This is a genomic window from Streptomyces sp. NPDC003248 (assembly GCF_055563235.1).
In genome coordinates this window covers 1-18868 of sequence record NZ_JBVHDT010000008.1, presented here as the reverse complement: position 1 = coordinate 18868, position 18868 = coordinate 1, and the positions used below count along the sequence as shown (strand labels likewise).

Genomic DNA, 18868 nt, shown 5'->3' with positions numbered 1-18868 from the left:
GGCGCGCGGCCCCTGGGATGCCCGTCATGCGCCGGCTGGGGCTGGACGAGGTCGCGCCTTTCCCGCGGCCGGCGCCCCGCCTTGCGCAGGGAACTGCCCCCGTCCGGGCACTTGCCGGACCCCGGGGAGCTCGTCCTATCATAGACCGAACGAATGGTCGGTAGGGATGGGTGGTACGGATGACGGCACAGCACCCCGGCTCATCGGCCGCGGACGGCGTTCCGCCCGAGTTCCAGGCGCACTTCGACGCGACGATCGCGCACGACCAGCGGATCGAGCCGCGGGACTGGATGCCGGACGGCTACCGCAGGACGTTGGTCCGGCAGATCGCGCAGCACGCGCATTCGGAGATCATCGGCATGCAGCCGGAGGGGGAGTGGATCACGCGCGCGCCGTCGCTGCGGCGCAAGGCGATCCTGTTCGCCAAGGTGCAGGACGAGGCCGGCCACGGGCTCTACCTGTACTCGGCCGCCGAGACCCTGGGGGCCGACCGCACGGACCTCACCGAGCGGCTGATCGAAGGGCGGCAGAAGTACTCGTCGATCTTCAACTACCCGACGCCGACCTTCGCCGACGTCGGCGTGATCGGCTGGTTCGTGGACGGCGCCGCGATCTGCAACCAGGTGCCCCTGTGCCGCAGCTCCTACGGTCCCTACGCCCGCGCCATGGTGCGCATCTGCAAGGAGGAGTCGTTCCACCAGCGGCAGGGTTACGAGCTGCTGATGACGATGATGCGCGGCACCGAAGCCCAGCGCGAGATGGTCCAGGACGCGGTGAACCGCTGGTGGTGGCCGTCCCTGATGATGTTCGGCCCGCCCGACGACAACTCCCCCAACTCGGCCGCCTCCATGGCCTGGAAGATCAAGCGGCACAGCAACGACGAGCTGCGCCAGAGGTTCGTCGACATGACCGTCCCGCAGGCGGAGAAGCTCGGTGTCACCCTGCCCGACCCGGAGCTGCGCTGGAACGAGGAGCGGGGCCGCCACGACTTCGGCACCCCCGACTGGGACGAGCTGATGCGTGTCATCAAGGGCGACGGGCCGTGCAACACCGAACGGATCGAGCGGCGACGGGCCGCTCACGAGGACGGCGCCTGGGTGCGCGAGGCGGCCACCGCCCACGCGGCCAAGCAGGCGGCCCGCGCGCGGAAGGGAGCGGCGGCATGACCCCCGACCAGCAGGGCTGGCCGTTGTATGAGGTGTTCGTGCGCGGCAAGCGCGGCCTCAACCACGTCCACGTCGGCTCGCTGCACGCCGCCGACGACGCGATGGCGCTCACCCACGCCCGCGACCTGTACACCCGCCGCAACGAGGGCGTCAGCATCTGGGTGGTGCGCTCGGAGCACATCGCCGCCTCCACGCGCGACGAGAAGGACCCCTTCTTCGCGCCCAGCGCGGACAAGGTGTACCGGCACCCGACCTTCTACGACATCCCCGACGACGTCCCTCACATCTAGGAGCGGGGCTTGAGCGACGACCACGTCTACATGACCCTCGCCGAGGGGCACGAGGACGACACCCGGTGGGCCTACGGCACCGGCTTCGAGGACCCCCTGCACGGCGTGAGCACCGTCGTGCCCGACGGCGTCGACCGGGCCGGACTGGCCGCGCTCTGCCTGGCGCTCGGCGACGACGCCCTCGTCATGGCCCAGCGCCTGGCGGAGTGGACCACGCGGGCACCGGAACTGGAGGAGGAGGTGGCGCTGGCCAACATGGGCCTCGACCTCCTCGGCCAGGCCCGTCTGCTCTACGCGCGCTGCGGCCAGGTCGACGGCACCGGCCGCGGCGAGGACGCCTACGCCTACTTCCGCGACGCCGGGGACTTCCGCAACGTGACCCTGGCCGAACTGCCCAACGGCGACTTCGCGTTCACCATGGCGCGGCTGCTGGTGTTCGCCGCCTGGCGGCTGGCCCACTTCGAGCGCCTGGCCGCCTCGGCCGATCCGGTGCTGGCCGCCGTCGCCGCCAAGGGCGTGAAGGAACTGGCGTACCACCGGCAGTACGCGGCCGAGTGGGTCGTCCGGCTCGGCGACGGCACCGCGGAGTCCCACCGGCGCATGCGCACCGGCCTCGCCCGGGCGGCCGTCCACCTGGGCGAGCTGTTCGCGGCGCACGACGCGCGGAACGAGGTCCTCGCCGTCCTGCGGCACGTCACGGAGGCCGCGGGCCTGCCGCTGCCGGACGGCACCGCGGGGACGGCCGGCTCGGGCCGCGACGGTGACCACACCGAACACCTCGCCCCCCTGCTCGCCGAGCTCCAGTCGGTGGCCCGCGCCCACCCGGAGGCGACATGGTGACCGTGCTCACCGACACCCGCAGGGCCCGGCACCTCGCCGAGCAGGTGCCCGACCCGGAACTGCCCATGCTCACCCTGGCCGACCTCGGCGTGCTGCGGGACGTGACGGTGACCGCCGACGGCACGGTCGTCGCCGCCCTCACCCCGACCTACTCCGGCTGCCCGGCCATGGCCGAGATGCGCGCCGCGGTCGCCGCACGGCTGACGGACGCCGGCTACGAGCGGGTGGAGGTCCGCACGGTCCTCGACCCGCCGTGGACCACCGACTGGATCACCCCCGAGGGGCGCCGCAAGCTCGCCGAGCACGGCATCGCCCCGCCCGGACCGGCGCCGTCCACGGCGTCCGGGCCGGTGCCGCTGATCCTGTCCGCCACCCGCCGCACGGTGCCCTGCCCCCGCTGCGGCGCGACCGACACGGAGGAGACGTCCCGCTTCGGAGCCACCTCCTGCAAGGCGCTGTGGCGCTGCCGTGCCTGCCTGGAACCGTTCGAGTACGTCAAGGAGATCTGATGGACGAGCTGCCGGCCCCCGGGGCCACGGCCCAGGCCCCGGCCCCGGCCCCGGCCCCGGCGCGGCGCACCCGCCGCCGACCGTCCTTCCACACCCTGAAGGTGGCGGACGTACGGCGGTTGTGCGAGGACGCCGTCACCGTGGGTTTCGACATCCCCGCCGACCTGGCGGAGGAGTTCGCCTTCGCGCCGGGCCAGTCGCTGACCCTGCGCCGCGAGGTCGACGGACGGGACGAACGACGCTCGTACTCGATCTGCTCCCCGGCCGGTTCGCAGCCCCGGATCGGGGTGCGCGTGGTGCCCGGCGGGCTGTTCTCCTCCTGGCTGGTGCACGAGGTCCGCACCGGCGACGCCGTCGAGGTGATGGCCCCGGCCGGCGCCTTCACCCCGGACCTGACCGTGCCCGGACACCATGTGCTCGTCGCGGCCGGTTCGGGCATCACCCCCATGCTCTCCATCGCGGAGTCCGTCCTCGCCGCCGACGACCGCTCCCGCGTCACCCTCTTCTACGGCAACCGGCGCACCGACTCGGTGATGTTCGCCGACGACCTCGCCGACCTCAAAGACCTCTACCCCGCCCGGTTCCAGCTCGCCCACGTGCTCTCCCGCGAGCCCCGGGAGGCCGAGCTGCTGACCGGCCGTCTGGACGCCGACCGGCTCACGGCGCTCGTCGACGGCCTGGTCGACGTCCCCCGGGCCGACCACTGGTGGCTGTGCGGCCCGCACGGCATGGTCCGCGACGCCCAGAAGGTCCTGGCCGGACTCGGGGTGCCGGCCGACCGGATCCATCAGGAGCTGTTCTTCGCCGGCGAGGAACCGGCGAGGGCCGTACGCCGGGAGGAGGAGCGGCCCGACGGGCCGGTCAGCCAGGTCACCGTCGTCCTCGACGGCCGCTCCACCACCTCCGCGCTCTCCCGCGGGGCCACCCTCCTCGACTCGGCCTCCCGGGTCCGCCCCGACCTGCCCTTCGCCTGCAAAGGCGGCGTCTGCGGCACCTGCCGCGCCCGGGTCACCGACGGCAGGGCGGACATGCGCCGCAACTACGCGCTGGAACCCGCCGAGGTCGACGCCGGCTATGTCCTGACCTGCCAGACCTTCCCCGTCTCCGACACCCTGACCGTCGACTTCGACAGCTGAGGAGCAGCGGGTCAGGCAGGACGTCCCACGGTAAATTGAACGAGCCGGAGGACTGACTCCACCACCCTCAGGAGCAGCGATGACGGGTCTCCCCGACGCGCCCGACGCGGGAGCGTGGCTGCACGGCAGGCCGTTCTCGAAGACCTCGCCACCCGGCTGCGCCACTGCGGTGCTGGACGACCGCATGCGGTTCACCGGATGGAGCCCGGAGGCCGAGGAACTGTTCGGTCTGCGGGCCGACGACGTCCTCGGCCGGTCCGCCGACGCGGTCCTGGCCGCCGCGGGGACCGGGGCGGACGCGCCCCTCGCCGGCGACCGTGACACGACTCGGCTGATCGGCGCCCGGATCGTCCGCCGCGGTGACGGACGCCCGCTGGAGGTGATGCTGTCCCTCACTCCGCTCGCCCACGGGGACGGCGCGTCCGGGTGGATCCTCATGGCCGCGGGCGCGGAGCAGGCGCACTGGGAGGCCGTCGGCCGCAGCGTGCTCGCCGGACTCGACCGGGAGTCACCCGTCCATCTGGTCGTGTACGACACGGGCGCCCGGCTGCGCTGGATCAACGCCGCCGTCGAGAAGCAGTTCGGAGTGCCGCTGCGGGAGGCGGTCGGACGGTTCGTGAAGGACCTCCTTCCGCAGGGCCGCGTGCTGGGACACGACGACCGGAAGGTCTCGGGGGTCGAGGAGATCGTCGAGCGCGTGATCCGCACCGGCACACCGGTGGCCGATGTGCGCTACCGGAGTTCCACCCGCCTCGCCCCCCATCGCGAGCGCGTCTGGTCGTGCTCCTACTTCCGGCTCCAGGACGAGGAGGGCCGGCCGATCGGGGCCTGCGAGGCGAGCCTCGACATCACCGACCGCTATGTGGCGCGGCAGCGTCTCGCCCTGCTCAGCCGGGCGAGCGGCAGCATCGGCAGGACCCTGGACATCCGTCGCACGGCGGGCGACCTGGCGGAGCTCGTGGTCCCCGACTTCGCCGACGCCGCCGTGGTCGACGTCTTCGAACCGGTCCTGAGCGGACAGGAGCCGCCGCGCGGCGGCACCCGCTCGCCCCTTCGCCGAGCGGCGCGGCGCCCCTGCGACGACGCGTCCGACGACATCGCGTCCGACGCGCTGGACGCCCTCCGCCTGCGCTGCCTGGACGAGAACGGACCGGTCGCCGACCCGGCCGCCGGAGCGATCGCCGTTCCGCTCACGGCCCGGGGCGCCCTCCTGGGCGTCGTGGCCCTCGTACGGACCTGGCCGAGGAGCCCCTTCGAGCCCGAGGAGATCCTGCTCGCCGAGGAACTCGTCTCCCGTACCGCGGTGTGCGTGGACAACGCCCGTCGCTACACCCGCGAGCACGCGACCGCCCTCATGCTCCAGCGCGATCTGCTGCCGCGGGCGCTGCCCGAGCCGCCGGGCGTGGAGATCGCCCACCGCTATCTGCCCGCGGCCGGGCCCGCCGGCGTCGGCGGGGACTGGTACGACGTCATCCCGCTGTCCGGAGCGCGCGTGGGCATGGTGGTGGGGGACGTCGCCGGTCACGGCATGGGCGCGGCCGCCACCATGGGCCGGGTGCGCACGACGGTGGCGGCCCTGGCGGCGCTGGACCTGACCCCCGACGAGCTGCTCGCCCGTCTCGACGACCTCGTGGCGCGGACCGGCACCACCCTGCCGTCCGGGGCCACCGAGGCCGAGGACCAGGCGCTGGGCGTCACCTGCCTGTACGCGATCTACGATCCGGTCTCCCGGCACTGCGTCATGGCCCGTGCGGGGCATCTGCCCCCGGTGCTCGTCGCCCCCGACGGCCGCGCCGAGCTGGTGGACCTCCCGGCCGGACCGCCCCTCGGACTGGGCGGCCTGCCGTTCGAGAGCGCCGACGTCGAGCTGCCGGAAGCCGCGATGCTCGCCCTGTACACCGACGGACTCGTCGAGAGCCGCGAGACGGACATCGACCGGGGGGTCCGCTCCCTGTGCGCCGCGCTCTCCGGTCCCGGGCACGGCCCGCTGGAGGAGACGTGCGACGGCGTCATCGGGAGGCTCCTGCCCCGGGCGCCCGAGGACGACGCCGCCCTGCTGCTGCTCCGCGTCCACGCCCTGGCCGAGAACCTGGTGGCGACCTGGGACATCCCGCTCGACGCCGGAGAGGTGGCGAGGGCGCGCTCGCTGGCCCGCGACCGGCTGAGCGCGTGGGGGGTCGACGAGGCGGCGTCGTTCGTGGTCGAGCTCGTCGTCAGCGAGCTGGTCACCAACGCCCTCCGGTACGGCGGCGCTCCGGTGACCCTGCGGCTCATCCGGGAGCGCGGCCTCATCGTCGAGGTCTCCGACGGCGGCCACACCTCCCCCCACCTCCGGCGGGCCGCCACGGAGGACGAGGGCGGCCGAGGCCTGTTCCTGGTGGCACAGCTGACGCGGCGCTGGGGAACCCGCTACACGCCGACGGGCAAGACCATCTGGACCGAGGTCTCACTCACTCCGGCACCCCTCACCGAAGCCCTGGCGGACGGACTGTTCGCGTTGTGAGAACCCGGACGGCCGTCGTCCGGCCCGGCGGGGGAGGGCCCGGCGGGGGAGGGCCCGGCGGGGCAGGGCCCGGCGGGGCAGGGTCCGGCAGGGGAGGGCCCGCTGCGGGAGGGACCGGCTGGGGACGGACCCGCGGGCAGGCGTCCCCCCGCCGGCTGAGCTGGCGGCCGTCCCGCCGGCTTTCTCGCCGGTCGGACGAGCCGGCGGCGTTCGCCCGGCTTCCTTGCCGGTCGGACGAGCGGATGGCGTTCGCCTGGCTTTCTCGCCGGTCGGACGAGCCGGCGGCGTTCGCCCGGCTTCCTTGCCGGTCGGACGAGCGGATGGCGTTCGCCCGGCTTTCTCGCCGGTCGGACGAGCCGGCGGCGTTCGCCCGGCTTCCTTGCCGGTCGGACGAGCGGATGGCATTCGCCCGGCCTTCTCGCCGGTCACACGCGCCGATGGCGTCCGCCCGGCTTCCTCACCGCTCACACGCGCCGACGGCGTCCGCCCGGCAGCCCCGCGGGGCACGTGCGTCGACGGCGACCGGCCCCGGTGACCGCGCGCACCACCTCAGCGGGCCGCCCGTTCGACGGGACGCGGCTGCTCCTCCGTGCGGTCCGAACCGCCCGACGTGGCCGCGACCGTCGCGGCGGCCTTCCGCCTGCCGGGCAGCAGCGCCGCCACCACCACCGTCCCGACGCCCAGGATCACCGCGCCGACCAGGCTGGTGTGCGCCACCGCGTCCGAGAACGCCGTCCCGACCGCGTGCCGCAGCTGCTCGGCGCTCCGCGCGAGCTCGTCCGACTGCGCCTTCAGGGCGGCGGCCTCCGGTGACGAGCCCGCCCCGGCGGCCTGCTCGGCGAGCCGACGTGCCTGCTCGCCGAGGGCCCGGGCCACGCCCCCGCCCGCGCCCACCGAGTCCTGTGCCTGTTCGAGGGCGGCGGGGGGCAGCCCGCCGCCCGCCGTCCCGTCCTCCACCCCGGAGGCGTACGAACCGGCGAGGATCGAGCCGAGCACCGCGATGCCGAGCGAGCCGCCGAGCTCCAGGGACGTGTCGTTGACGGCACCGCCCACACCCAGTTCCGACTCGGGGAACGCACCCATGATCGCGTCGGTGCACGGGGAGACCGCGAAGCCGAGCGACAGACCGAGCACGACCAGGGCCGGGACGAAGTCCCCGTACGTCGACGCCGACCCGGTCGCCGCCATGAGCGCCAGCGCCGTCGTACCGCCGACCATGCCCGCAGTGACCATGACCCTGGCGCCGAGGCGCGGGGTGAGGACACCGGTGAGCGCCGAGCCGACGAAGACCGCCCCCGCCAGCGGGAGCATGCGCAGGCCCGTCTCCAGCGGGTCGTACGCCAGGACGAACTGGAGGTGCAGGGTGAGGAAGTAGAACGCGCCGAAGACCGCCAGGAAGAAGAGGGCCACGGCCAGGTTCGACCCCGAGAACCCGCGGTGCGCGAATTTACGGACGTCGAGGACGGGCCGCGGGTGCTTCAGCTCCCAGGCCACGAACGCCGCCAGGCCCACGGCCGCGACGACCGCCGCCGCGATCGGACGCGTGCCCCAGCCGAACCCCGGACCCTCGATGATCATGTAGATCAGGGCGCTGATCCACAGGACGGACAGCAGGCCGCCGACGTAGTCGACGCTGCCCTGGTCACCGGCCTTCGACGGCGGTACGAGGACGAACGCGCCGGCGATCGCGAGGACGGCGACCGGGATGTCGATCAGGAACGTCGACGCCCAGCCGTAGTCGGAGAGCAGCGCTCCGGCGATCAGCGGGCCGGCCGCGATGGCCACGCCGGACGTCGCCGCCCACAGGGTGATCGCCTTGGCCCGCTCCTCGCGCGGAAAGGTCGCCGCCAGCAGGGACAGCGTGGCCGGCATGATCATCGCCGCGCCCACGCCCATCACCGCGCGGGCGGCGATGACGCCCGTGGGACTGTCCGCGAGCGCGCCCGCCCCCGCTCCCGCCGCCAGGATCACCAGGCCGAGCACGAGCGCGCCCCGGCGGCTCCACTTGTCGCCCATGGCGCCGAGCAGCAGCATCAGGGCGGCGTACGGCACGGTGTAGGCGTCGATGACCCATTGCAGTTCGGAGCTGCTCAGATCGAGGTCGCCGGTCATGTCGGGGGCCGCGACGGTCAGCGCGGTGTTCGCCATGACGGCGATCAGCAGGCTCAGGCACAGGACGAGCAGGGCCCACCAGCGGCGGGCGTAGGGCTGCTCCATGCGTGCCACCGGCTCATTGACGAATAAGGGCATGCGAAAGCTCCTTCTCGTGATTGCGCGCAGGTGTGCAATTGCGCAGTGCTGTGCAATGTATCCCGTCGAGGGCTGTCGATGCACGCGGTTGTGCAATGACGGTGTTTCCCGTGCAGAATGGGGCCCATGACGGGCACTCAGCCGGGCCGCACCGCCCTGCACGGACGTACGAGCCGTCCGCGACCGACCTCTCCCTCGGCCGCCCAGCAGCGCGCCGACGCCAACCGGCGGCGCATCCTGGACGTCGCCGTCGTGGAGCTGCTGCGCGATCCCGACGCCTCCATGGAGCAGATCGCGCGCGCCGCCGGAGTGGTCAGGCGGACCATCTACGGCCACTTCTCCAACCGGGAGACCCTGGTCACCGCGATCGTGGAGGAGGCGGTCGAGGCGGTGCAGGCCGCGCACGTCGCCGGCATCGCCGGCATCGACGACCCGGCCCGTGCCGTCGCCAGCGCGATGCTCTCCGTGTGGCGTGTGACCGACCGCTACCGCCTGCTGCTCTCGCTCGCCCAGAGCGCCGTCACGATGCAGGGCATCCGCGAGCGCCTCGCCCTCGTGCACGAGTCGGGTGCCCAGGTCCTGCGACGCGGTCTGGACGAGGGCAGATTCCGTACGCCGCTGTCGGACCGCGTGCTCGTCTACGTCCTCGAACAGATCATCTTCAGCCTGATGGAAGCCGTGAACGACGGCCTCCTGGACAGCGGCGAAGCCAGCCGTGCCGCCCCGATCACGTTCCTGAGCGCGGCCGGAATCCCCGCGGACGAAGCCGCCGCGCTGGTGGCCGACCTGGCCGCGGAGCGCGCGTCCGGCGGATGACCCCCCTCGCTCGCCCAGCCCTTCAGCCGTACTCCAGGGCCCCCCGTCAGGCTCGCCTTGCACAGGCAGCGACGGACACGTGGGGAAGGAGCGCCATGACGGCGGAGTCGCAGACCGAGGAGCAGCGGGTCGCGTTGGTCACCGGGGCCACGCGGGGCATCGGCCGCGCGGTGGCCGAGACGCTGGGCGGGGCCGGCATCAACGTCTTCATCACCTCGCGCAACGCCGACGACGTGGCGGCGACGGTGAAGGAGCTGACCGAGAGCGGGATCACCGTCGACGGCATCGCCGCCGACGTACGGCGGGGCGAGGACGTGGCGCGGTCCGTGGCCGCCGCCGTCGACCGCTTCGGGCCCATCGGCATCCTGGTCAACAACGCGGGCCGCAGCGGCGGCGGAGTGACCGCGCAGATCCCCGACGAGCTGTGGAACGACGTCATCGAGACCAACCTGACCAGCGTCTTCCGCATGACCCGTGAGGTGCTCAACGCGGGCGGGATGGCGGCCGGACGGATCGGACGGATCATCAACATCGCCTCCACCGGCGGAAAGCAGGGCGTGGTGCTCGGGGCGCCGTACAGCGCCTCCAAGCACGCGGTCGTCGGCTTCACCAAGTCGCTCGGGCTGGAACTGGCGAAGACCGGGATCACCGTCAACGCCGTCTGCCCGGGCTACGTGGAGACCCCGATGGCCAGGTCGGTGCGGGAGGGATACGCGGGCCACTGGGACATCGCGGTGGAAGAGGTGCTCGAGCGGTTCGAGGCCAAGATCCCGCTGGGCCGGTACACCGCTCCGGAAGAGGTGGCCGCCCTGGTCGGCTACCTGGTCACCCCCGCCGCCGCCCCGATCACCGCCCAGGCCCTCAACGTCTGCGGCGGCCTCGGGAACTACTGACGCCCGACGGGTGTACCGCTGATGTCCGTACGAGGGCCCGCCCCGGCCCCGACCCAAGGAGGCCCTGTTCCGCCATGGCAGTGACGCATCGCGCCCGGCACACGATCACCGTCGACGCTCCGGCGCCGACCGTGTACGCAATCATCGCGGACGCCGCCGACTGGCCACGCGTCTTCCCTCCCTCGGTGCACGTGGAGCAGACGCCGCTCGGCGACGGTGAGGAGGTGCTGCACGTCTGGGCCACGGCCAACGGCGAGGTCAAGGCGTGGCGGTCCCGGCGCCGGCTCGACCCCGACGGCCTCGTGATCGGCTTCCGCCAGGAGAGGACCCAGGCGCCGGCGGCGTCGATGGGGGGCGAGTGGCGGATCCGCCCGCTGTCCGACGCCCGGTGCGAGGTGGTGCTGCTGCACGACTTCACGGCCGTGGACGACGCCCCGGAGAACGTCGCGTGGATCAACCAGGCGCTGGACCGCAACAGCGAGGCCGAACTGAGCCGGATGAAGGCCACCGCCGAGTCCGCCGACCGGCTCGGGGAACTGCTGTGCACCTTCGAGGACCAGGTGAGCATCGAGGCCCCGTGCGCCGACGTCCACGCCTTCCTGTGGCGGGCCGAGGCGTGGGAGGACCTGCTTCCGCACGTGGCCCGGGTGGGACTGACGGAGCCGGGCACGGACATCCAGATCCTCGAGATGGACACGATCGCCCGGGACGGCTCCCGGCACACCACCGAGTCGGTGCGGGTGAGCCTCGGCCCCTCCCGCATCGTGTACAAGCAGCTCCGCGTGCCGCCGTTGCTCACCGCGCACGTGGGGGCCTGGCTGCTGGAGGAGGCGGACGGGGTGACGACGGCCGTGGCCCGGCACACCGTCGTCGTCAACCCGTCCTCCGTCCACCTGCTCGGCCCGGACGCCACCGTGGCCGACGCGCGGGCCTTCGTGCGGGACGCGCTGGGCACGAACAGCCTGGCGACGCTCCGGCACGCCAAGGAGTTCACCGAGCGCAACCCCGTCGGCTGACACCGCACCCGTGCGAGGGCGGCCGCCGCCCGGAGCCGCCCACGGGTACGGAGGGCGGTCCGCCGCCCGCAACGGCCCACCCGCGCGAGGGGCGGTCCGCCACCCGGAGCCGCCCACGTGCACGGGTGGGCAGTCCCGCCCCCGGGGACCGCCCACCCGTGCGAGGGGCGGTCCCGCCCCCCCGGGACCGCCCCTCCCGCCGTACCCCGGCACCGGAGCGGTGCCGTGGATCCGGCGCGCCGTCCCGATGGCGTGCGCCGGGGCCGCGGCACCGCCGGCTCAGGCGTGGCAGGCGACCGGGCGGCCGCCGTTGAACCGCGCCATCTCCGCGAAGACCGGTGCCGACCGGATCTCGGTGTCGCGCGGGAGCCGCGATTCCTCGGCGTAGGCGCGGTGCAGGTTGGCCACCAGCCGTTCGGGGTCGCGCAGCCGGGCGTACGCGCCGAGGTCCGCGCGGAGCGCGGTCCGCAGGGGGGAGAGGCCGGCGGCCAGGCCCTCGCGGGCGGTGTCGCGGACCCACAGCAGGTAGTCCCGCGTCGCGTCGAGCACCTCCGGCCCCGCCACCGGGCCGTGTCCGCCCACCACGACGGCCGGGTCCAGGGCCCGCAGCCGCGCGATCGCCTCCAGGGTGCCGCTCAACGAGCCCATGAGGACGAACGGGGTGCAGCCGGGCAGCAGGACGTCCCCGGCGAACAGGACCCGCTGCTCCGGCAGCCAGACCACGACGTCGCCGGTGGTGTGGGCGGGGCCGACGTGGATCAACTCGGCGGTCAGGGAGCCGACGTGGAGCGTGGCGCGGTCGCGGAAGGTGAGCGTCGGCAGCGAGAGGCGGACGTCGCCCCAGTCGGTGGCCGGCCAGACCTCCCGCATCGCCAGGCCGCGCCGGGCCATCTCGGCCCGGGTGACCTCGTGGGACACCACGGTGGCGTGCGGGGCGGCCACCGCGTTGCCGAAGTGGTGGTCCCCGTGGTGGTGGGTGGGGACGACGGTGCCCACCTCCAGCGGGGTGAGCGAGGCGACGGCCGCGCGCAGCGCGCGGGCCCGCCGTTCCGTGGCGGCGGTGTCCACCAGGGCCACGGCGTCGTCGCCGATGAGTACGCCGGCGTTGTTCAGGCACCAGCCGCCGTCCGGCTGGATGTAGGCGTGGACGCCGGGCGCCAGCTCTTCGAGGCGGGGAGGGGCGGGCGGGAGCGGGGTGCTGGGGCGCGGCCCGGCCGTGGGCTGGGTCATCCGGAGTTCCTTCCCGAGGCGGTGGTGCGGAGCGCGAGCGGTCCTCACGATCCGCCGTCCCGCTGGAGGGGCGCAGGTGCGGGGGTGGCCGCGGGGAAGAGCGCCGGCGGAGAGACCTGCGAAGTGGCCGGATCCCACTGTGGAACAGCTTGCACCGGAGCCGGGTGTGGGGCATAGTGTTCCAGAGTTGTGGGGCAAGTTGTTCCGAAGTTGGCGGATGGCCTGCCTCCGCTTCCCTTTCCCTTTCCCATCGCCCACCGGCAGGAGAGATCTGGTGTCCGAACGATCCGTGGGGCAGCCTCCCGCGACCTCGCCCGCCGTGCCGCGGAACGGCGCGCCGGCGGGCTCCCGCTCCGCCAACAAGGGGCTGGCGCTGGCCGCCATCGCGGTGGCCCAGCTGATGGTCGTCCTCGACGTCTCGATCGTGAACGTCGCCTTGCCGTCCATCCAGTCGGCCCTCGACTTCTCCGCGACCGACCTGGAGTGGGTGGTCAACGCCTACGCGCTCGCATTCGGCGGACTCCTGCTGCTCGGCGGGCGGATCGCGGACCTGTACGGCCAGCGCCGTACGTTCCTCGTCGGCGTCGGCGTCCTGACGGTGGCCTCGCTGCTCGGCGGCATGGCGCCCCACCAGGGCTGGCTGATCGCGGCCCGGGCCGTGCAGGGCCTGGCCGGGGCGCTCGTGGCGCCCGCCGCGCTGGCCCTGATCGCCAGCACGTTCTCCGAGGGCGCCGAACGCAACAAGGCCATGGGCATCTACGCCGCCATGGGCGGTGCCGGCGGCGCGCTCGGCAACGTGCTCGGCGGGGTCTTCACCGACGCGCTGAGCTGGCGCTGGGTGTTGTTCGTCAACGTGCCCATCGGGGTCCTCCTGCTGCTGGCCGCGGTCCGGGCGTTCCCCGCCGAACGGGCCGACGCCGCCGGCCGGCGACTGGACCTGCCGGGCGCCGTCACCTCGACGGCCGGCATGTCCCTCGTCGTCTACGGGCTGATCCACGCCGCCACCGAGGACTGGGGCAGCGCGGGCACGGTGACCCCGCTCGCCGTCGGCGCGGCGCTGCTCGCCGCCTTCGTCGTCATCGAGGCGCGCAGCGGCTCCCCGCTGATGCCGCTGAGCATCTTCCGCAACCGCAACCGCTCCGGCGCGTACGCGATCATGCTGACGCTCGGCGCCGCAATGATCGTCCTCTTCTACTTCCTGACCCTCTTCATGCAGATCGTGCTCGGCTTCAGCCCGCTGAAGACCGGCTTCGCCTTCCTGCCGTTCGCCGTGGGCGCGGCCGTCTTCGCGACGATCAGCAGCCAGGTGGTGGGGCGGGTCGGCCCGCGGGTCCTGCTCGGCGCCGGGACGGTGCTGGCGGCGGTCGCCTTCTTCTGGTTCTCGCGGATCAGCGAGGACGGCAGCTACAGCGGCGACCTGCTCGGCCCGCTGGTCCTCGCCGGATGCAGCGTGGGCCTGTGCTTCGTGCCGCTGACCCTCGCGGCGGTGGCCGGGGTGCGCAAGGCCCAGGCCGGCGTCTCCTCGGCGCTCCTCAACGCGGGACAGCAGGTCGGAGCGGCGCTCGGCCTCGCGGCCCTCGGGACGGTCGCGGTCACCGTCACCAAGGACCGGCTCACGGAGCTGATGGGCGCGGCCGCTGCGGAGTCCGCCGAGAGCTATGGGCCCGCGGACGCGGCGCACATGCCGCCGGAGGTCCGCAACGCGGTGTTCGACTCGCTCGCGCACGGATACGGCACGGCGTTCCTCGTCACGGGCTTCGTCCTGCTGGGCGCGTTCCTCCTCGCCGTCCTGGTCATCCGGGTCTCCTCCGCGGACGCGGAGAACGCCGAGATCGGCGTCGTCGTCTGAGCCGCTCCGGCCACCGCCGAACCCCCGCCCGCCCGCCGCTCCCGACCAGGAGGAGTCCACCATGAGCGCCCGAGCGCAGTCCGGCACCGCTTCCGGCGTCGACCTGACCATGATGTACGCGATCCACCGGGCCCTCCGGCGGGATCTGCGGCTGCTGACCGCGGCCCAGCACGACGACATCGCCGCCTTCAGGGACGGATGGCAGCTCTTCGGGCGCTACCTGACGATCCACCACGTCGCCGAGGACCACTCGCTCTGGCCCGTCCTGCGGAACAAACTGGCCGGGCGGCCGGAGGCGCTGGCCATGCTGGAGGACATGGAGGCCGAACACGCCCTCCTGGACCGGGCCGCCGAGAAGGTCGACGCGGCCCTCGCCGAGGAGGGCGGCGAGCGGGCGCTGCCGGACCTCATGCGGGAGGTCGCCGCCTGCCTGTCCGACCACCTCGACCACGAGGAGGCGCAGGCGCTGCCCCTGCTGGAGAGCGAGCTGACGGCCGCCGAGTGGAACGGCTTCGTGGCCGAACAGCGCAGCCAGGTCGGCCTCAAGGGCGCGGCGACGTTCTTCCCCTGGCTGCTCGACGGGGTGCCGGAGGGCGACCGGCGGGACGTGCTCGACCGGCTGCCCCCGCCGCTGCGCCTGGTGTACCGCGCCGTGTGGCGGCCCCGCTACGAGCGGCACTCGCCCTGGAAACGGCCGGCTGCCTGAAGCCCGGCAGACTCCGGTGCCGGACGGGTGACCCCGCACCTTCCGGTGCCGGACGGGTGACCCCGCACCTTCCGGTGCCGGACGGGTGACCCCCGCACCCTCCGGTCCCGGACGGGTGACCCCCACACACTCCGGTGCCGGACGCGTGAACCCCCGCACGCGTCCGGCACCGGTCCGTCGGCAGCCCCGGCCTCCGGGCGCCCGCCGTGGCCGGCCGCCGCGAGGTTCCCCCTCCGCGGCGGCCGGCCGTCGGCGTCCTCAGCCCATCAGGCGCTGCTCGTCCTGGTCGTGCAGCAGCGTGCACAGGTCCCTGAGGCCCGCCTCCAACTGGTCGATCTCGGCGTCGGTGAGCTGGACCGACGGCGCGAACCGCAGGGTGTTCGGCGCGCTCGCCGTCGGCAGCACCCGGATGCGGTGCCGGCGCAGCAGGAAGCCGGCCACGGCGTAGCCGAAGACGCCCTGCCGGGCCAGCGACCCGATCAGCTCGGAAGCCGCCTGCGACTGGTCGCGGAACTCCAGGCCCTGCAACAGTCCCTTGCCGCGGACCTCCGCCACGACGTCGGGGTGGTCCGCACGGACACGGTCGAGCATCTCCCGCAGCCGCGCCCCGCGCTCCGCGGCCGTGCGGTACGCCGCCCCGTCGTCCGCCTCCAGCAGTTCGAGCACCTTCAGCGCGATCGCGCACGAGAAGCCGTCCTTGGCGAACGTCGAACTGTGCACCAGCTCGAACTCCTGGCGGTAGCGCGCCTGGCCCACCAGCGCGACCGAGCACTTGGCGATGCCACCGCCGAGGCTCTTGGCCAGGACGTAGTAGTCACCGCGCAGCCCCACCTGCGCGCTGGCGAAGAAGGAACCGGTGCGCCCCACGCCGGTCTGGATCTCGTCGATGATCAGCGGGCAGCCGGCCTCGGCGCAGACCCGCTGCACCTCCGCCGCGAACTCCTCGCCGAGCACCCGGATACCGCCCTCGCCCTGGATCGGCTCGACCAGGAACGCGCAGAACGCGGGGAAGTCCCGCTCCACCAGCCGTACGGTCCCCTCCTCGACCACGACGTCCAGCACCCGGGCCCGCGCCTCGTCCACCGTCTTCGCCAGGACGTCCGGCTGGTCGACGGGGACGAACCGGGCCTGGGCGCCCAGCGCCGCGAACGCCGACCGGAACCCGGTGTTGTGGGTGAACTGCACGCTCCCCATCAGCTTGCCGTGGAAGGAACCCTCCAGCGCCAGCAGCACCGGCGGACGGGCCGACACCGCGGTGTTGTGGCGTACGACGGCGGCGGCGAGGTCCTCGAAGGAGGCGGCGCCGGCCCGCTCCAGGCCGGCCGTGGCCCACGCGCCGTCCGCCACGGTGACGCCGCCCGTCGCGGCCAGGGCGCGGGCCCGCTCGACGTGCTCGCCGATCTCGGCCATCAGCGCCGACACCTTCAGCACCCGGTCGAACTCCGCCTGCTTGACCGCGGTTTCGACGGCCTCCGCACCCGTGCTCGCGAAATGCGCGAAGTACGGTTCGGTGGCACCCGTCTCGCGGCGCAGGATCTCGTTGAGCTTCAGCGCGACGTCGTTGGCCGTGGAGTGCGGGGAGAACTGCGTGAGAACGGGCGTGCCCGCGGACAGGACCCGCTGCGCGTGCGCGACGATCTCCGGGTTGTTGTGGCCGAGGAACAGGGACGCGTAACCGCCGCAGTAGTCGACCACCGGGATCTCGGACCCGTCGTCGCCGAGGTGGTGGAGCGTGTTCCCCTCGGCCCGGACGTATTCGACAGCGAGACCGATACCGGCCAGCATCCCGGTCAGATACGGCTCGGTGAGCTCCGCTCGGCTGGTTTCGGATTCCATGGCTCTCCTCCGTCGTCGGGGTCGCGGGCGAGCCTAGGCAAGCGCGGTGTGAGGGATCTCAGCCGAGGGTCATCGGCCGGTAACGCCGGTCCCGGATGGTGCCGCGATGGCCGCGCGGTGGGCGGGCGGTGAGCGGGCCGCCGCTAGCTTGTGCCGAAGCACGGCGCACGCACTCGTGCCGAAGCACGGCGCACGGGACACGGGACAGCCACCCGGTGCGCTCTGCGCACCACCCACCCACGCCCACGGAAGCCGACCACAGGAGGCGGCAGGTCATGACACCTCGCGCCGAAGCGCATGCGATCGTCCTCGGAGCGGGGATCGCCGGACTCTTCACCGCCCGCGTCCTGTCCGAGTTCTACGGGCGCGTGACCGTACTGGACCGGGACGACCTGGCCGGTGCGCCGCACGAGCCGCGCCGCGGGGTGCCGCAGAGCGGACACGCCCACGACTTCCTGGCCCGCGGCCACCAGATCTCCGAGGAGCTCTTCCCCGGGCTCGGCGACGAACTGGCCGCCGCCGGCGCGCACGCCGGTGACATCGCCGGCGCCATGCGCTGGATCGTGGGCGGCCACCCCCTGAGGAAGCCGGCCGCCGGACTCGGCACGGTGACCGCCTCACGCCCCTTCCGGGAGTTCCACCTGCGCCGGCGCGTCCGGGCGCTGCCCGGCGTGACCGTGCACGGCGACCGGGACGTCACCGGGTTCACCACGGCCGGGGACGGGGACGCCGTCGTCGGCGTGACGGTGACCCGGCGGGACGGCACCGGGGCCGAGCACCTGCCCGCGGACCTCGTCGTGGACACCACCGGCCGCGGTTCCCGCACCCCCGTCCGGCTGGAGGAACTCGGCTACGGGAGGGTGGAGGAGACCCGGCTCAAGGTCGACATCGGATACGTCACCCGCTATGTCCGCACCCCGCCCGAGGCCTTCGCCGGGGACATCTCCGTCAACATCGTCGCCTCCGCCGACTCGCCCCGCGGGGGAGCCTGCCAGCGGGTGGACGGCGAGCGGACCGTGGTCACGCTCTACGGGCTGCTCGGCGACCATCCGCCGCTCGACCACGACGGCTTCCTCGCCTTCGCCAAGTCGCTGGCGGCGCCCGACATCCACGAGATCCTGGAGGTGTCCGAGCCGCTGTCCGAGCCGCAGCGCTACCGCTTCCCGGCCGGCCTGCGCCGGCACTACGAGCGGCTGGCCCGCTTCCCGCGCGGACTGCTGGTGCTCGGCGACGCCGTGTGCAGCCTCAACCCGCGCTACGGCCAGGGCATGACGCTCGCCGCCCTCCAGGCGACGGTGCTGAGGGACCGGCTGCGGGCCGCGGACGGCGTACAGCCGGACCCCGCGGAGTTCTTCGCACAGCTCACCGAACAGGTCGTGGGGCCCGTCTGGGACATGACCGTGCTCAGCGACCTCAGCATCCCCGGCGTCGAGGGCGAGCGCCCTCCGGAGCTGATGCGGGTGCTCGAACTCGTCGGCCGGACCCAGGCCGCGGCCACCCTCGACGACGAACTGGCCGTCGCCTGCCTGAAGGTGTTCGGTCTCGTCGACCCGCCGGCCGCGCTCCTGGGCCCGGAGATCCAGGAGCGGGTCGCCGCGACGCTCTGACACGGCGCCACCGGCGGCCGTCCGCGCTCCGGTCACGGCGCGCGCCATCGAGGATCAACCTTTCGTCCGGGCCGTCCGAAAGGCCCGGATCGCTCGATTCATCAACGGATGATCAACGGACAAACAGGAGGTATGGGTCGTGGATCTGGAGTATGCGGGGAAGTCGGTGGTGGTGACGGCCGCGGGTCGGGGGATCGGGTTGGCGGTGGTGCGTGCGTTGC

15 protein-coding genes are annotated in these 18868 nt (G+C 73.6%); 12 read left to right on the top strand and 3 right to left on the bottom strand.

The window, feature by feature from the left end; genetic code table 11:
• Positions 1 to 179: 179 nt before the first annotated feature.
• The 6 genes from paaA to ACZ3KJ_RS20050 all read left to right on the top strand — a co-directional run bounded on the left by paaA (position 180) and on the right by ACZ3KJ_RS20050 (position 6444).
• Positions 180 to 1166: a 1,2-phenylacetyl-CoA epoxidase subunit PaaA gene (gene paaA, locus ACZ3KJ_RS20075; RefSeq protein WP_467528652.1), complete on the top strand. Its 987-nt coding sequence runs from the start codon at positions 180 to 182 to the stop codon at positions 1164 to 1166.
• Positions 1163 to 1456, top strand: a complete 294-nt coding sequence (gene paaB / locus ACZ3KJ_RS20070) for a 1,2-phenylacetyl-CoA epoxidase subunit PaaB (protein WP_389516004.1) — start codon at positions 1163 to 1165, stop codon at positions 1454 to 1456. Before paaA ends, paaB begins: the two co-directional genes overlap by 4 nt.
• Before the next feature lie 9 nt (positions 1457 to 1465).
• Entirely contained in the window at positions 1466 to 2296 is an 831-nt protein-coding gene (gene paaC / locus ACZ3KJ_RS20065) for a 1,2-phenylacetyl-CoA epoxidase subunit PaaC (RefSeq protein WP_467528650.1), read from the top strand.
• The gene (paaD, locus tag ACZ3KJ_RS20060; RefSeq protein WP_467528648.1) at positions 2290 to 2805 is read left to right on the top strand and encodes a 1,2-phenylacetyl-CoA epoxidase subunit PaaD; all 516 of its coding nucleotides are present in this window, start codon (positions 2290 to 2292) and stop codon (positions 2803 to 2805) included. Before paaC ends, paaD begins: the two co-directional genes overlap by 7 nt.
• Positions 2805 to 3941: a 1,2-phenylacetyl-CoA epoxidase subunit PaaE gene (gene paaE, locus ACZ3KJ_RS20055; protein WP_467528645.1), complete on the top strand. Its 1137-nt coding sequence runs from the start codon at positions 2805 to 2807 to the stop codon at positions 3939 to 3941. The genes paaD and paaE overlap by 1 nt, the downstream gene beginning before the upstream one ends.
• Positions 3942 to 4020: 79 nt before the next feature.
• Positions 4021 to 6444, top strand: a complete 2424-nt coding sequence (locus ACZ3KJ_RS20050; protein WP_467528644.1) for a SpoIIE family protein phosphatase — start codon at positions 4021 to 4023, stop codon at positions 6442 to 6444.
• Between the two features lie 549 nt (positions 6445 to 6993).
• Here ACZ3KJ_RS20050 and ACZ3KJ_RS20045 read toward each other — a convergent pair.
• On the bottom strand, positions 6994 to 8694 hold the full coding sequence (locus ACZ3KJ_RS20045) for an MFS transporter (RefSeq protein WP_467528642.1): 1701 nt from the start codon (positions 8692 to 8694) through the stop codon (positions 6994 to 6996).
• Positions 8695 to 8811: 117 nt separating this feature from the next.
• Between ACZ3KJ_RS20045 and ACZ3KJ_RS20040 the strand changes: the two genes are divergently transcribed.
• The 3 genes from ACZ3KJ_RS20040 to ACZ3KJ_RS20030 all read left to right on the top strand — a co-directional run bounded on the left by ACZ3KJ_RS20040 (position 8812) and on the right by ACZ3KJ_RS20030 (position 11419).
• On the top strand, positions 8812 to 9510 hold the full coding sequence (locus ACZ3KJ_RS20040; RefSeq protein WP_467528640.1) for a TetR/AcrR family transcriptional regulator: 699 nt from the start codon (positions 8812 to 8814) through the stop codon (positions 9508 to 9510).
• Positions 9511 to 9605: 95 nt separating this feature from the next.
• On the top strand, positions 9606 to 10403 hold the full coding sequence (locus tag ACZ3KJ_RS20035) for an SDR family NAD(P)-dependent oxidoreductase (RefSeq protein WP_467528638.1): 798 nt from the start codon (positions 9606 to 9608) through the stop codon (positions 10401 to 10403).
• Positions 10404 to 10477: 74 nt separating this feature from the next.
• Positions 10478 to 11419, top strand: a complete 942-nt coding sequence (locus ACZ3KJ_RS20030; RefSeq protein ID WP_467528636.1) for an aromatase/cyclase — start codon at positions 10478 to 10480, stop codon at positions 11417 to 11419.
• 279 nt (positions 11420 to 11698) lie between these two features.
• Here ACZ3KJ_RS20030 and ACZ3KJ_RS20025 read toward each other — a convergent pair whose 3' ends face one another.
• Positions 11699 to 12649, bottom strand: coding sequence for an MBL fold metallo-hydrolase (locus ACZ3KJ_RS20025; RefSeq protein WP_467528635.1), 951 nt, complete (start codon positions 12647 to 12649; stop codon positions 11699 to 11701).
• A gap of 274 nt (positions 12650 to 12923) precedes the next feature.
• Here ACZ3KJ_RS20025 and ACZ3KJ_RS20020 point away from each other — a divergent pair, with 274 nt between their 5' ends.
• Positions 12924 to 14498: an MFS transporter gene (locus ACZ3KJ_RS20020; RefSeq protein ID WP_467528633.1), complete on the top strand. Its 1575-nt coding sequence runs from the start codon at positions 12924 to 12926 to the stop codon at positions 14496 to 14498.
• 61 nt (positions 14499 to 14559) lie between these two features.
• Positions 14560 to 15204 (top strand): hemerythrin domain-containing protein, encoded by a 645-nt coding sequence (locus ACZ3KJ_RS20015; protein ID WP_467528632.1) that lies wholly within the window; start codon positions 14560 to 14562, stop codon positions 15202 to 15204.
• Positions 15205 to 15462: 258 nt separating this feature from the next.
• Here the strand turns inward: ACZ3KJ_RS20015 and ACZ3KJ_RS20010 are convergent, their stop codons facing one another.
• Positions 15463 to 17040, bottom strand: coding sequence for an aspartate aminotransferase family protein (locus ACZ3KJ_RS20010; protein WP_467528631.1), 1578 nt, complete (start codon positions 17038 to 17040; stop codon positions 15463 to 15465).
• Positions 17041 to 17315: 275 nt separating this feature from the next.
• Here ACZ3KJ_RS20010 and ACZ3KJ_RS20005 point away from each other — a divergent pair, with 275 nt between their 5' ends.
• Positions 17316 to 18647 carry an FAD-dependent oxidoreductase gene (locus ACZ3KJ_RS20005; RefSeq protein WP_467528630.1) on the top strand — a complete coding sequence of 444 codons (1332 nt, stop codon included), beginning with the start codon at positions 17316 to 17318 and terminating at the stop codon, positions 18645 to 18647.
• The last annotated feature ends 221 nt before the right edge of the window (positions 18648 to 18868 follow it).

Excerpts from the sequence above, each read along its gene's own strand:
- paaA (WP_467528652.1), top strand. The coding sequence starts at position 180 with ATGACGGCACAGCACCCCGGCTCATCGGCCGCGGACGGCGTTCCGCCC.
- paaB (WP_389516004.1), top strand. The coding sequence starts at position 1,163 with ATGACCCCCGACCAGCAGGGCTGGCCGTTGTATGAGGTGTTCGTGCGC.
- paaD (WP_467528648.1), top strand. The coding sequence starts at position 2,290 with ATGGTGACCGTGCTCACCGACACCCGCAGGGCCCGGCACCTCGCCGAG.
- paaE (WP_467528645.1), top strand. The coding sequence starts at position 2,805 with ATGGACGAGCTGCCGGCCCCCGGGGCCACGGCCCAGGCCCCGGCCCCG.
- ACZ3KJ_RS20050 (WP_467528644.1), top strand. The coding sequence starts at position 4,021 with ATGACGGGTCTCCCCGACGCGCCCGACGCGGGAGCGTGGCTGCACGGC.
- ACZ3KJ_RS20045 (WP_467528642.1), bottom strand. The coding sequence starts at position 8,694 with ATGCCCTTATTCGTCAATGAGCCGGTGGCACGCATGGAGCAGCCCTAC.
- ACZ3KJ_RS20040 (WP_467528640.1), top strand. The coding sequence starts at position 8,812 with ATGGGGCCCATGACGGGCACTCAGCCGGGCCGCACCGCCCTGCACGGA.
- ACZ3KJ_RS20035 (WP_467528638.1), top strand. The coding sequence starts at position 9,606 with ATGACGGCGGAGTCGCAGACCGAGGAGCAGCGGGTCGCGTTGGTCACC.
- ACZ3KJ_RS20030 (WP_467528636.1), top strand. The coding sequence starts at position 10,478 with ATGGCAGTGACGCATCGCGCCCGGCACACGATCACCGTCGACGCTCCG.
- ACZ3KJ_RS20025 (WP_467528635.1), bottom strand. The coding sequence starts at position 12,649 with ATGACCCAGCCCACGGCCGGGCCGCGCCCCAGCACCCCGCTCCCGCCC.
- ACZ3KJ_RS20015 (WP_467528632.1), top strand. The coding sequence starts at position 14,560 with ATGAGCGCCCGAGCGCAGTCCGGCACCGCTTCCGGCGTCGACCTGACC.
- ACZ3KJ_RS20010 (WP_467528631.1), bottom strand. The coding sequence starts at position 17,040 with ATGGAATCCGAAACCAGCCGAGCGGAGCTCACCGAGCCGTATCTGACC.
- ACZ3KJ_RS20005 (WP_467528630.1), top strand. The coding sequence starts at position 17,316 with ATGACACCTCGCGCCGAAGCGCATGCGATCGTCCTCGGAGCGGGGATC.